7 protein-coding genes and 6 pseudogenes are annotated in these 12,873 nt (G+C 56.5%); all 13 read right to left on the bottom strand.

Annotated elements, in window-relative coordinates; genetic code table 11:
* A pseudogene (locus tag DWX91_RS17880) lies at positions 1–323 on the bottom strand (thioredoxin domain-containing protein).
* Between the two features lie 161 nt (positions 324–484).
* Positions 485–1,665, bottom strand: a pseudogene (locus DWX91_RS05445) (MBL fold metallo-hydrolase).
* A gap of 37 nt (positions 1,666–1,702) precedes the next feature.
* Positions 1,703–2,745, bottom strand: a pseudogene (locus DWX91_RS05440) (ribonucleotide-diphosphate reductase subunit beta).
* A gap of 10 nt (positions 2,746–2,755) precedes the next feature.
* Positions 2,756–5,272 carry a ribonucleoside-diphosphate reductase subunit alpha gene (locus tag DWX91_RS05435; RefSeq protein WP_182435056.1) on the bottom strand — a complete coding sequence of 839 codons (2,517 nt, stop codon included), beginning with the start codon at positions 5,270–5,272 and terminating at the stop codon, positions 2,756–2,758.
* Positions 5,273–5,442: 170 nt separating this feature from the next.
* Positions 5,443–6,647: pseudogene (locus DWX91_RS05430) on the bottom strand (FprA family A-type flavoprotein).
* Positions 6,648–6,669: 22 nt separating this feature from the next.
* Positions 6,670–8,582, bottom strand: a pseudogene (locus tag DWX91_RS17875) (acyl-CoA dehydrogenase family protein).
* Positions 8,583–8,604: 22 nt separating this feature from the next.
* Entirely contained in the window at positions 8,605–9,036 is a 432-nt protein-coding gene (locus DWX91_RS05420) for an RrF2 family transcriptional regulator (protein ID WP_015553424.1), read from the bottom strand.
* Between the two features lie 344 nt (positions 9,037–9,380).
* On the bottom strand, positions 9,381–9,818 hold the full coding sequence (locus DWX91_RS05415) for a hypothetical protein (RefSeq protein ID WP_243098980.1): 438 nt from the start codon (positions 9,816–9,818) through the stop codon (positions 9,381–9,383).
* A gap of 77 nt (positions 9,819–9,895) precedes the next feature.
* Positions 9,896–10,051: a hypothetical protein gene (locus tag DWX91_RS17215; RefSeq protein ID WP_243009408.1), complete on the bottom strand. Its 156-nt coding sequence runs from the start codon at positions 10,049–10,051 to the stop codon at positions 9,896–9,898.
* On the bottom strand, positions 10,048–11,742 hold the full coding sequence (locus DWX91_RS05410) for an FAD-dependent oxidoreductase (RefSeq protein WP_118538454.1): 1,695 nt from the start codon (positions 11,740–11,742) through the stop codon (positions 10,048–10,050). The genes DWX91_RS17215 and DWX91_RS05410 overlap by 4 nt, the downstream gene beginning before the upstream one ends.
* A complete protein-coding gene (trxA, locus tag DWX91_RS05405; RefSeq protein ID WP_107000757.1) occupies positions 11,739–12,059 on the bottom strand; it encodes a thioredoxin in 321 nt (106 codons plus the stop codon). Before trxA ends, DWX91_RS05410 begins: the two co-directional genes overlap by 4 nt.
* A 28-nt stretch (positions 12,060–12,087) precedes the next feature.
* Positions 12,088–12,662, bottom strand: a pseudogene (locus DWX91_RS05400) (4Fe-4S binding protein).
* The gene (locus DWX91_RS05395) at positions 12,659–12,862 is read right to left on the bottom strand and encodes a 4Fe-4S binding protein (protein WP_107000759.1); all 204 of its coding nucleotides are present in this window, start codon (positions 12,860–12,862) and stop codon (positions 12,659–12,661) included. Before DWX91_RS05395 ends, DWX91_RS05400 begins: the two are co-directional and overlap by 4 nt.
* Between the last annotated feature and the right edge of the window lie 11 nt (positions 12,863–12,873).

Below are 12,873 nucleotides of genomic sequence, written 5' to 3'. Positions count from 1 at the left end.
TTATTTCGCCAAGGCTTCCTGAATGAAGCGGTCGATCTCTGCCTTTGAGCCGGGCGCGGTGATGGAATCCACGGCCTTTCCGTTCCGGTACAGCACCAGAGTTGGGATGACCTCGATCCCCTCGGCCCCCGCCAGCCGCGGCTCCTCGTCAATATTGATCTTGCTGACAACGAGGCTGTCCGCGTATTCCTCTCCAATCTTCTCATACGCAGGGCCGATCCTCCGGCAATAGCCGCACCAGGCGCCCAGAAATCCACCAAAACGGGCTTTTCGCCCCGGGTCGCCTGCTCAAACTGCTCCTGATTCATATTCATAGCTGCCATATCTGTCAGCTCCTTTCTTTTGTTTGGGTATTCTCAAGACTCCGTTCTCGCCCCACACCACATCGTGACCTCAACCTGAGATGACGGTACTCTGCCCTTGGGACATAAAGCAGATGAGTAAGACCATCATCTGTACGAGAATAGCTGCGGTTTGTTGCAGCTTATTCCGCGCAGAGCTCCGCCACAAGAGCGTCCATCTGCGCTTCGCTGGTTTGATTCAGTGCGCCGCGCAGCGATACCTCCGTTTCACACAGTCGGAGTTCCTTCATCTTTTCCAACTCGGCGCGCATCAGCCGCGCGGCAGCAGGGGCCCATGAGCCGTTTTCCATGAGGCCGATCCGGCGGTTTCGGAATCCCTTTGTCTGTAAATGATCCAAAAAGGCCTTCATGGGCGGGAACAGTCCTCCGTCATAAGTGGAGCAGGCCAACACCAGTTTCCCGCAGTAGAACGCACTGGCAACAGCGTAGGAAAGATCTGTCACAGTGAGATCACATATGCTGACCTGCACGCCTTTTTTCTCTAATTTACCCTTGAGGGTCTTCGCCGCATGGGCAGTATTTCCATGGATGGATGCGTGGGCAATCAGTATGCTCTCCGATTCTTCTGGTTCCCATTGTGACCAGAGATCATAGAGCCGCAGACACTCCTCCAGCCCTTCTGTAAGCACGGGACCATGGAGCGGGCAGATCGTTTGGATCTCCAGCGCGGAGGTCTTTTTCAGCAGAGCCTGCACCTGTGCGCCATATTTCCCGATAATATTGTAATAATACCGTCGGGCCTGCGGCACCCAGGGGGCACGGGCAGTCCGTTCCAGTGAGCCAAAGCGTCCGAAGCATCCGCCGAGAACAGGATTTTTTCCGTTTCCTCATACGCCGTCATCACCTCCGGCCAGTGCACCATCGGTGCCAGCAGGAAGCGCAGCCGGTGTGAGCCCAGAGAGATCGTGCTGCCCTCGCCAACCTCCAGCATACGGTCTTCCGACAATGCACCCGTGCCAAAGAACTGCTTGATCAGGGTAAATGTTTTCGCGTTTCCCACGATCTTCATCTCCGGGTACTCTTGCGCTATCCGCATGAGGCTGCCGGAATGATCCGGCTCCATGTGTGTGACCACAAGATAATCGGGGTTGCGCCCCCCCAACACCTGCGCTACATTGGAAAGCCATTCCTCCGCCGCCCGTGCGTCCACGCTGTCCATCACGGCGATTTTCTCGTCCAGAATGACATAGGAGTTGTAGCTCACTCCCATAGGCTGGACGGGGTACTGGTTTTCAAAGAGTGCCAATGTGTTATCATCCACCCCTACATAGCGGATGGCATCTGTTACCGTTCGGATATCCATATAAAAAATACCTCCTATTCTGATGTCTTTGGTTTTCTTATAAATCGTCTATCAGTGCGGTGCTCTTGGCGTAGGCGGTACTGCGTGCCTCAAAGAAATCGGTCTTGACCATGTTGCGTCGGCGTACTGGCTGACCCATTCCATGCTCTCCGGTTCGCTCTCAAAGCCCGGATACAATGCCGGATAGCCAAGGCTCGTCCAGCGAAGATTCCCGAGATAGCGGATGTAATCGCTAATCATCTGCCGGTTCAACCCCGGGATGTCGTCGCCGATCACATAATGCCCCCATGCGATCTCCTGCTCCACGCCCTCACGCATCATCTCGCGCAGCGCTTGTACGCTCTCGGCGGTGAACAACTCCGGCTGCTCCTTTTGCAGCTCCGTGATGATATTGCGGAACAGCCACAAGTGCGTGTTCTCGTCGCGGTTTATATAGCGGATCTCCTGCGCCGAGCCGGGCATCTTCCCGTTTCGGGAGAGATTGTAGAAGAACATAAAGCCGCTGTAAAAATAGATGCCCTCCAAAATATAGTTCGCCATCATCACGCGCAGCAGCGTGGGAGCGTCCTTCCGCTCCTGAAACTCGTTGTAGCAGTCCCCAATGAAGGTGTTGCGGCGCAGCAGATGCTCGTCCGTTTTCCATTGGTAGAGGATGTCATTGCGCTCCACGGGGGAACAGATGGTGTCGAGCATATAGCTGTAGCTCTGTGAGTGGACACACTCCTGAAACGCCTGAATGGACAGGCAGAGATTGACCTCGTTGGCTGTAATGTAGGCGCCGATATTAGGCAGGTTCGCTGTCTGAATGGAATCCAAAAAGACAAGAAAACTCAGAATTTTATCGTAGGCGCTGCGCTCGGCTGACAGCAGGCGGGGATAGTCCTTCACATCCTGCGAGAGATTGATCTCCTCAGGGATCCAAAAGTTGTTCATGGCCTGCCGGTACCAGTCGCTGACCCAAGCGTACTTCATATTGTTGAAGTCGTTGAGGTTGGTGGTATTGCCGCCGATCATGCGCCGCAGGCGCACATCAGGGTCGCCCTCCGGGTTAAAGAGGGGCTTTTTCTTCAGTTCCATCATGCTATCCTCCTTATGACGAGCAGCTTTCACAGGCCTCGACCTCAAGGGCCTTGCTGCGGACATAATAAATGGTCTTGACGCCGGCCCTCCACGCCTCCAAATACAGTCTGAGCACCTGACGCATGGAATAGTCGTTGGTGATATAGAGATTCATGCTCTGCGCCTGGTCAATATGTCTCTGGCGAAAGCCCGCGGCGCGTACCGACCAGCTTTGGTCGATCAGATGCGCCGCCTTATAGTACCACCATGTATCCATAGAAAGCTCCGGAGCAACGCGGGGCAGCATGCTGCCCTTTTTTTCCTCTAAAAAGAATTTCTTCATAATTGGATCGATGCCCGCCGACGTGCCGGAGAGGATGGATGTGCTGGAAGTGGGTGCGACAGCCAGCAGATAGGCGTTGCGCATTCCCTGCACCGCCACCGTTTCCGCAAGCGCCCGCCACTTTTCTGAGGTATAACCTCGCTTTTCAAAATACGCGCCTGTCTGCCAGTCGCTGCCCTCAAAGAGCGCATAGCGGCCCTTTTCCCGTGCCAGTGCTGTGTCCGCCTTGACGGCGGCGTAGTTGATATGCTCGAATACCGCATCGGTGAAGGCAAGGTGCTCATCGCTCTCCCATCGGATGCCGCGCTTTGCCAGCATGTGGTGGTAGCCGCTGACGCCCAGGCCGATGCTGCGGTACTTCTGATTGGTAAGCCGCGCGTATTCCAACGGGTAGAAGTTGAGGTCGATCACATTATCCAGTGCGCGGATGGCCGTTTCCACCGTGCGTTCCATATAGGCCTCGTCCTCCACCGCCAGATTACCGAGAGACAGACTCGCCAGGTTGCAGACCACAAACTCACCGGGGAGTGTGGCCGTCACCACCACTGTGTCGCCGTTCTCCGTGTGCACCTCAGTGCTGATATGCTCGATGGGCGCCATGTTCTGTGCGATCTCCGTGCAGAGATTGGAGCAATAGATCATTCCCGTGTGGTCGTTTGGGTTCATACGATTTACGCTGTCGCGGTTGAAGGCGAAGGGCGTGCCGGTCTCCACTGCCGAGCGAAGCACCAGCCGCACGATGTCCTTGACGGTGACGCTGCGCTTTTCGATGCGCGGGTCATTGACGCAGTCCAGATACCGCTTCTCCCATTCCGTACCCCAGTAATCCTCCAGTGCATAGCCCTTGACCGTGAGGATCTCATGCGGACACATGAGATGCCACGGCGCGTCTATGTTCTCCTCCGCCAGTCGCCAGAAGAGATCCGGATAGCACACGGCGGGAAACACATCATGCGCCTTCATGCGGTCGTCGCCGTTGTTGGTGCGCAGTTGAAGGAATTCAGGCAGATCCCGGTGCCATGCGTCTAAGTAAACCGCCGCAGCGCCCTGCCGCATCCCCAACTGATCCACCGCCACGGCGGTATCGTTGACCAACCGGATCCAGCGGATAACACCGCCCGCCGCCCCTTGAAAGCCGCGGATGGTGCTGCCTGCAGCGCGCACCTTACCGAAGTACATCCCCATTCCACCGCCAAATTTAGAGACCTTTGCGAAGTTGTCCAGCGAGCGGTAGATGCCGTCCAGACTGTCCGGCACAGTGTCCACAAAGCAGCTTGAAAGCTGATGGTAGGGCTTTCGTGCGTTGGACATGGTAGGTGTCGCCATCGTGACCTCCATACGGCTGAGCATATCGTAAAAGCGTTTTACCCACCCCATGCGGTCAGAGCCTTCGTTCATAGCAAGATGCAGCGCGATACCCAAAAACATCTCCTGCGGTGTTTCCAGCGGCACGCGGCTGCGTGACTGGATCACATAGCGTTTGAGCAGCAGGTCAAGGCCGGAGTAGGTGAACAACTCGTCCCGTTCCGGGCAGAGAAAGTCCTCCGCCATAGCGATCTCCTCGTGGGTATAGTGGGCAAGAATATAGTCACCGTAGAGTCCCTTATCCGTCAGATAGCGAAGCCTGCCATAGAGGTCGCCGACGCCGCGCCCCTCCCATTCCTGTGCGTTGCGACAGCGAAAGGAGTGGTTCAGAAGCCGCGCCGCGATGAACTCCCACTTGGGTGCCTCTGCCGTAGTCAGCTCTACCGCTGCCTTGGTCAGTGCCTCAGCCCTCTCATCCTCCGTCATGCCCGGGCGACAGAAGCTCTCAAACTTCATTTGAAGCGCCGCGAGGGAGTAGATTTCCTCGGTAAAATCCATCTGGATACGGCGCAGCACCTCGTCAAGCGAGTTATCCCCCACCGTCTGCGCGATGGTATGCCGGACGCGGCGCAGCGCAGACCGCTTTTCGCGATAGAGGATGTACGCCTTGGCCACCTCATAGTGTCCGCGCTCCATGAGCGTCCGCTCCACCTCGTCCTGCACACGTTCCACGGTGAGCGGTACTGTGACGGAGAGATTGTCGAGAACGGCGGCGAGGATCTCCTCCAGTTCTCCGCCCCCAATCTCCCTTCCCTGTCCATCAAACGCTTTTTTCATGGCGTTGAAAATTTTATCCTGTTGAAAAGGAACAGACTTCCCGTTTCGTTTTCTGATCTCCATTTCGATCCTCTCATCTTCTCCGGTCACTTCTCATGTCCTTTTGGGCAAAGAGCGGGCAAGCGCAGTATCACGCTTGCCCGCTCTATTTTTGAAAGCCGGTTTTTCTGCAGCCGACACGGCGGGGCTGTTTGTTGTCTGTTGTCTTGGTTTTGGCTTTCCTGCCAGTTACTTCATAGATTCCAGAATGCGTCCGCCAGTGCTTCCAGCTCAGTGCGCTTGTCCGTGCCCATGGACGAGGCGAGGCTGAGCCGCTCGTTGAGCACCGTCATGTTCTTAAGCTCATCGTTGACGAATTTCTGCATGAGGTCACCGGACTTCACCGCCCATGAGCCGTTTTCAATGATGGCAAAGGTGCGGTTTTGCAGATTCAGTGCCTTCATATCCATGAGGAAGTCATGCATGGCGGGGTAGATGCCGAGATTGTAGGTCACAGAGGCCAGGACAATGTGACTGTACTTAAACGCCTCGGAGATCAGCTGGGAGACATGAGTGGAGGACACATCGTACATCGCCACCTTGCTCATGCCCTTATCGCAGAGCGACACCGCCAGCGCCTGCGCCGCGTTCTCCGTGTTGCCGTACATGGAGGCGTAGACGATGAGCACGCCCTGGGTCTCAGGGGCATAGCGGCTCCATGTGTCGTACTTTTCGATGAACCAGCCCAGATCCTTGCGCCACACGGGGCCGTGGAGCGGGCAGATGTACTTGATCTGATCCAAAACGCCGCCGGCCTTTTTCAGCAGGAGCTGGATGTGGGGGCCGTACTTGCCCACGATGTTGGTGAGATAGCGGCGGGCGTCGTCCAGCCAGTCCCGCTCGAAGTCCACCTCGTCGGCGAACAGCTTGCCGTCCAGCGCGCCGAAGGTGCCGAAGGCGTCGGCGGAAAAGAGGACGCCGTCGGTGACGTCGAGGGTCACCATGGCCTCCGGCCAGTGAACCATAGGCGCGCCCACAAAGGTGACGGTGTGCTTGCCAAAGGAGAAGGTGTCGCCCTCCTTCACCTCGATGCACTCATGTCCGTCCACATGGAAGCCGAACTGCCGCATGAGCATGAATGCCTTCTCGTTGGAGATCAGCTTCACCTTGGGATGGCGCAGCAGGATCTCCTCGATGCAGGCGGCGTGATCCGGCTCCAGATGGTTGACCAGCAGGTAGTCCAGCTCGCGGCCATCCAGCACATACGCCAGATTTTCCAAAAGCTGGCGGCAGGCAGACCAGTCCACCGTGTCAAAGAGCACCGTCTTTTCATCCAGCAGGCAGTAAGCGTTGTAGCTTACGCCCGGGGAATGGGAAAGCAGTTTTCAAACAGGGCCAGGCGATGGTCGTTGGCGCCCACCCAGTAGAGGTCGTTTGTTACTTTACGCACGCAATACATCTTATCTTACCTCCTTCACGGCTCAAGCCTTTACAAATTGATCCTTCGTCTCCGCGCACTCCGGGCACACCCACTCGGCGGGAAGCTGCTCAAAGAGCGTACCCGGCGCGATCTCGCCGTCCTCGTCGCCCAACTCCGGCACATACTCGTAGCCGCAGCCGCTGCAGACGTAGCGGTCGCCGATGGGGGCGGGCTTCGGCGGTGTGGGCCGCTTCATCTTTACCATAGGCGGCGCGGGCAGCTTTTCGCCGCTATCCAGCGCAGCAGTGAGCAGGGGCAGGATCTCCTCCACATCGCCCACGATGCCGTAGTCGCAGTTCTTGAAGATAGGCGCGTTACCGTTCTTATTGATGGCCACGATGGTGGAGGCGTCCTTGATGCCCTTAAGGTGCTGGGATGCGCCGGAGATGCCACAGGCGATGTACAGATTGCCGGTGAACTTCTGACCGGACATACCCACATAGCGGTTCAGCGGCAGATATTTGAGAGTCTCCGCCACAGGGCGGGAAGAACCGATGGCCGCGCCGGCAGCCTTGGCCAGCGACTCTACCAGTTTCATGTTCTTTTTCTCCCCGATGCCCTTGCCCGCGGAGACCACCCGCTCCGCCTGCGGGATGGGCGTATCCATAGGGATGCCCACGGAGAAGTCGTGACCATCCTTCTTCAGCGCCGCTACAAGGTCGGCCACCTGCTGGGCAGCATCCCCTTCCCGGAAGATGGTCTTTTTGCGAATGCCGGTGATGGGCGCGGGTTTCTTGGCCGCCGAACGGCTCTCGCCGCCGGAGCTCTTGCCCAGCCTGCCCACCAGATGAGAGGCGATGACCACCCGCTGGATCTCGTTAGTGCCCTCGTAGATGGTGGTGATCTTGGCGTCGCGGTAGGCCCGTTCCACCTCCATGCCCTTGAGGAAGCCACTGCCGCCGTGGATCTGCAAGGCATCGTTGGTGACCTCCAGCGCGATGTCCGAGGCGTACATCTTCGCCATGGCGGACTCCATGCCGTAAGGCGCGTGCTGCTCCTTCAGCTCCGCCGCGGAGTAGATGAGGAACCGGGCGCAGCGCAGCTTGGTGGCCATATCCGCCAGCTTGAAGGCGATGCTCTGCTGGGCCGCGATGGGCTTGCCGAACTGGACGCGCTCCTTGGAATAGCTCAACGCGTGCTCAAACGCGCCTTGGGCGATGCCCAGCGCCTGCGCGGCGATGCCGATGCGTCCGCCGTCCAGCGTGGACATGGCAATCTTGAAGCCCTCGCCCTCCTTGCCCAATAGGTTTTCCTTGGGAACCTTCACGTCGTTGAAGATCAGCTCCGCCGTGGAGGAGGAGCGAATGCCCATCTTGTCATAGTGGTCGCCGAACTCAAAGCCCTTCCAGCCCTTCTCCACGATGAAAGCGGAGATGCCCCGGGTGCCGATGTCCGGCGTGGTGACGGCGAAAACCACATAGGTGTCCGCCTTAGGGGCGTTGGTAATGAAGATCTTGCCGCCGTTGAGGAGGTAGTAGTCCCCCTTATCCAGCGCCGTGGTCTCCGTGCCGCCGGCGTCGGATCCGGCGTTGGACTCCGTGAGGCCGAAGGCGCCGATCTTCTCGCCCTTGGCCAGCGGAACCAGATATTTCTTCTTCTGCTCCTCGGTGCCATAGGCGAAAATGGGCCATGAGCGAGGGAGACGTGGGCGGAGAGGATTACGCCCGCGCCGCCGTCCACACGGGCCAGCTCCTCCACCGCGATGGCGTAGCTCAGGGCATCAAGACCGGCACCGCCGTACTCCTTGGGGTAGGGAATGCCCATCCAGCCCAGCTTACCCAGCTTCTTGACAGCCTCCTCGGGAAACTCATTGTTCTGATCCATTAAAAATGCGAGGGGCTTGATCTCCTCCTCCGCAAAACTCCGGATCTTCGCGCGCAGCTCTTCGTGCGCCGCCGTGGTTTGAAACAGCATATGGGTACCTCCTCTTAAAATTTTACAGCTTGCTTGTATCTTGGGGATCGGATCCGCCGGTCAGCAGCCTGCGCAGGCTCACGGCACGGAACGCCTCGTCCTGCTTTTGCTGCAAGGCCGCCAGCTGACAGTGGATGGCGCACCGCCCATGCTTGTCCTGCCAGCGGCATTCATATCCCGGCTCCATGCAGGCGCACAGGATGCCCCGCTCCCCCACGACCCCCATGAGATCGTAGAGGGAGGTCGCGTCCAGATCGCAGGACAGCGCGCAGCCGCCGAGGGCGCCGCGGCTCACCCGCACCAAATTGCCGGCGGAGAGCTTGCGCAGAATCTGGTAGGCAAACTGATTGGGGATCAATTCCGTTTCCGACATCTCGGCCACCGAATGCTTCTCCCCGTCCAGCAGCACCCGCAAAATGCGCAGTGCGTAGTCCGTCTCTTTGGTGATGATCATGCTCCACATCCTCTTTTCGCTTGCTTGTTAATGCCATTATATCAATCTTGATAAATTTTATCAAGATAATTTCCAAAAAAATATATCGTTTTAACACAGACCGCTCCAGCCCGGGTCAGCTTCGCTTTCCATGTCAGCGAAAAGCCATGTTCCTTACAATATAGAAGCCGAAAAAGCTGTGCCGTGGCAGTCCGCCGAAAGCAGAAAAGACTATGCCTGAAAACCAGAAAGCGGAGAAATTGGTTGGGGCTCGCAGGGGTCGCCCACCCAAGGCGGATAAGGCGGTCCCTGGCAAGTCCAAGGCAAGCACCAAAGTGCGTGCTTTTCATTTTATATTCGACACATTATGTTATGATATGCAGTAAATGTTCCATCTTACCGGCCCATTCTCTGCTGGAATCGGCGCACTCTTTCAGTTCAGTTTCGACTTCAGCATTTATCGGCAAGTTTTTCTTATAGCGGATGGTATGCTCAAGGCTTGCCCAGAAGTCCATAGCGATTGTACGGAGTTGTATCTCCACCGGCACATGGATCACTTTTTCCGCAAAGAATACCGGCAGCCGGAGCGTCAGGTGCAGACTGCGATAGCCATTTGGCTTAGGGTGTGAAATATAATCTTTCTCTGTGATGATTTCAATGTCAGACTGTTTTTTTAAGCACTTTGCCAAAAAGAATACATCCTCCTCGAAAGAGCAGATCACCCGCACACCGGCAATATCCATGATATTTGTCTGCATGGTCGGAAAATCCAGAGGAAGTCCGCGTTTCTGCATCTTATTCATAATGCTGGACGGCGACTTCAAGCGGCTTTTTATACTTTCTATCGGATTGCGATCATGCTGCAATGAAAACTCTTCGTTTAGATTTCCAACCTGCTTTCCAGTGCTTTCAGCGCACATCGGTATTGCAGCATGACTTCCTGATACCTGCGATTTTCGCTTAAAAGGCGCTGGCACTGCAAATCATCTAAGCCTTTATCTGCCGCAACCGTCAAGCCAAATAAATTCTCACTCATAGCTTCTCCATTCCGCAGGGATAGGCGCTCCGCGCTGTCTGCCGCTCTTGTATTACGACCTGATAAAAACTGTATCCGCCGGAGAGATGGGAACAGGTGAAACCGTACTGCGTCAAAAGTCGGCAGGCCAGATAACTGCGAAGCCCTGTCTGGCAATTCACATAAACAGGCTTACCCCGGTCTAACTCGTCCAAATGCTCCCGCAGATCGTCCAGTGGAATATTGCGGAATCCATTCAAGTGCCCACGCCGATATTCGCCTTCTGTACGGACATCCAGCAGTGTCGCATTGCCATCGCAAGGCAAGTCCTCAACCTCATTCCAATGGAACTGCCGTACCTTCCCGCTCTCCAAATCCTCGATCATAAAACCGGCCATATTGACCGGGTGTTTGGCAGAGGAATAGGGCGGCGCATAGGAAAGGTCAAGCTCCGTCAGTTCCAAGGCTGTCATTTTTGCGCGAATGGCCGTTGCCAGTACATCAATGCGCTTGTCCACGCCCTCGCCGCCAACGATCTGCGCACCCAGCAGCCGCAGGCTTTCTTTTTCATACATCACCTTCATTGCCATAGACTGTGCGCCGGGATAATAGGTAGCGTGGGATGCCGGGAATAATACGACTTTGTCGTAAGCGATCCCTGCTGCCTGCGCTGCCTTCTCATTGATCCCCGTGGAGGCCGCTGTCAAGCCAAACAGTTTCAGAACAGACGAGCCCTGAGAGCCGTGAAAGCGGCTGTTTCCGCCGCAGATATTGTCAGCGGCAATGCGTCCCTGCTTGTTGGCAGGCCCCGCCAGCGAGATCAATGCTTTTTGGCCGGTCACGAAATGGGTGACCTCTACGGCATCGCCCACAGCGTAGATATCCGGCACGGAGGTTTCCATCCGCTCGTTGACAGCGATGCTGCCCCGGATGCCCAGCTCAAGTCCGGCCTCTTTTGCCAGATGGGTGTCCGGCGTGACGCCGATGGCCAGCAGCACCATGTCGGAGCGCAGCGGCTCACTTTCCTCCAGCAGCGTCAGCACGGAATCTCCGTCCTGTCGGAATCCGGTGACGGTTTCATCCAACCGCAGAGCCACACCGTGTCTGCGCATTTCCGCATGGACAAAGCTGGCCATATCCGCATCCAGCGGCGCTAATAGCTGCTTCAGACGCTGGACGATGGTAACCGAAACGCCCATCTCCACAAGGTTTTCCGCCATTTCCAGACCGATAAAGCCGCCGCCAGCCAAAACAGCGGTTTTCGGCTTCTGATCCTCTACAAAGCGTCGAATGCGGAGGGTGTCTTCCACGGTGCGCAGGGAAAAGACCCGCTCGCTGTCCACGCCGGAAAGCGCAGGAATCGTCGGCTTTGCGCCGGGGGCAAGAAGCAGTTTGTCATAGGTTTCCGTGTAGACCTTCCCGCTGTCCAGTGCGTGGACGGTGACGATTTTCTCTGCGGGATTGATCGCAGTTACTTCCTGCCGTACTCGCACATCAATGCGAAAGCGATCCCAAAAGCTCTCCGGAGTTTGCAGCGTCAATTCTTCCTGCTCCTTGATCACACCGCCCACATAATACGGCAGACCGCAGTTGGCATAGGACACATAGCCGCTGCGCTCGATCATGATGATCTGCGCGTGTTCATCCAAACGGCGGATGCGGGCGGCGGCAGAAGCACCGCCCGCCACACCGCCTACGATTACAACTTTCATCTTGCGCCCTCCACCATTGCGGCAATCTCCGACTTAGGCCGATAGCCCACCGATTTGGCAACGGCCTTTCCATCCTTGAATACGACCAGCATCGGGATACTGGACACCTGAAAACGCATTGCCAGCTCCATCTGCTCGTCCACATTGACCTTTCCCACCTTGAGCGCGCCGCTTTTTTCTTCGGCAAGCTCATGCAGTATGGGAGAGAGCATTTTGCACGGTCCGCACCAGTCGGCGTAGAAGTCCAGCAAAATGGGCTTGTCGGAACGCAGTACCTCATTTTCAAAATTCGCAGCAGTAATTTTCAGTTCAGCCATGAGTAAGGCTCCTTTCTGTTATCTTTGTTTATTCTTTGTTTTTCAGCTTGCAAATCCCCTGCGTCATGGTTCCCATGGGGCAGAAGGCACACCATGTACGGGGCTTGTAGAGCACCATGACGATGAGGCCGATGAGCAGCGAGGTCAGCATGAGGCTGTAAAAGCCGAAGCTGAATTGGGCTACCCAGTCTGTCACCGTTCCGGCGGTGTAGGCCCAGCCCCACGGCACACGGAAGGTCCAGAACAGCTTAATGGCCTCCCGCAGGGACGAAGTACCCGCAGCGACCAGATATGTCTGAAACACCATGTTGCCGAACATCGTCAGGAAAAAGATCAAAAAGCCATAACGGAACACTTGGAGGACATCCAGCGGGGCGTGGGCTTGCAGCGGGAGCATTTAAGGTCTGTCCCCAGCTTGCTGAACAGTTGACCCCGTCCGCAGAGGTGGTTGCAAAAGTATTTGTTCCCACCAAAGATGGCTAAGAACAGCGGCAGAAGAAAATCGATCATGCCCAGCCACGCGAACAGGATATTGAAAAAGCCCAGTGCAAAATAGATGATTGCATATACCAACAGGTAATCGTACCAATGCTTTACTTTCATGCGTCAGCCCTCACTTTCACCTCAATGCAGCCGACGGGACAGATCTTTGCGCACTTGCCGCAGCCTACGCATCGTTCCGCCTCCACAGCGGCGTAGCAGCCGCGGCGCACCTTGACGGCCCCCAGTGGACAGGTATTTTCACACACGCCGCAGGCGACGCACCGCGTCTTATCTATGGCGGCCAGTTTCTTTGACAGCATAGCGTTCCTCC

Source organism: Clostridium sp. AF22-10 (genome assembly GCF_003478725.1).
Taxonomy (GTDB): domain Bacteria; phylum Bacillota; class Clostridia; order Lachnospirales; family Lachnospiraceae; genus Otoolea; species Otoolea fessa.
Note: the sequence above shows the minus strand (reverse complement) of the source record. Positions and strands in the feature narration are given on the sequence as shown.

Bases quoted from the DNA above. Each gene is read 5' to 3' on its own strand.
- DWX91_RS05435 (WP_182435056.1), bottom strand. From the start codon at position 5,272: ATGGAGATCAGAAAACGAAACGGGAAGTCTGTTCCTTTTCAACAGGAT.
- DWX91_RS05420 (WP_015553424.1), bottom strand. From the start codon at position 9,036: ATGATCATCACCAAAGAGACGGACTACGCACTGCGCATTTTGCGGGTG.
- DWX91_RS05415 (WP_243098980.1), bottom strand. From the start codon at position 9,818: ATGAATAAGATGCAGAAACGCGGACTTCCTCTGGATTTTCCGACCATG.
- DWX91_RS17215 (WP_243009408.1), bottom strand. From the start codon at position 10,051: ATGAGTGAGAATTTATTTGGCTTGACGGTTGCGGCAGATAAAGGCTTA.
- DWX91_RS05410 (WP_118538454.1), bottom strand. From the start codon at position 11,742: ATGAAAGTTGTAATCGTAGGCGGTGTGGCGGGCGGTGCTTCTGCCGCC.
- trxA (WP_107000757.1), bottom strand. From the start codon at position 12,059: ATGGCTGAACTGAAAATTACTGCTGCGAATTTTGAAAATGAGGTACTG.
- DWX91_RS05395 (WP_107000759.1), bottom strand. From the start codon at position 12,862: ATGCTGTCAAAGAAACTGGCCGCCATAGATAAGACGCGGTGCGTCGCC.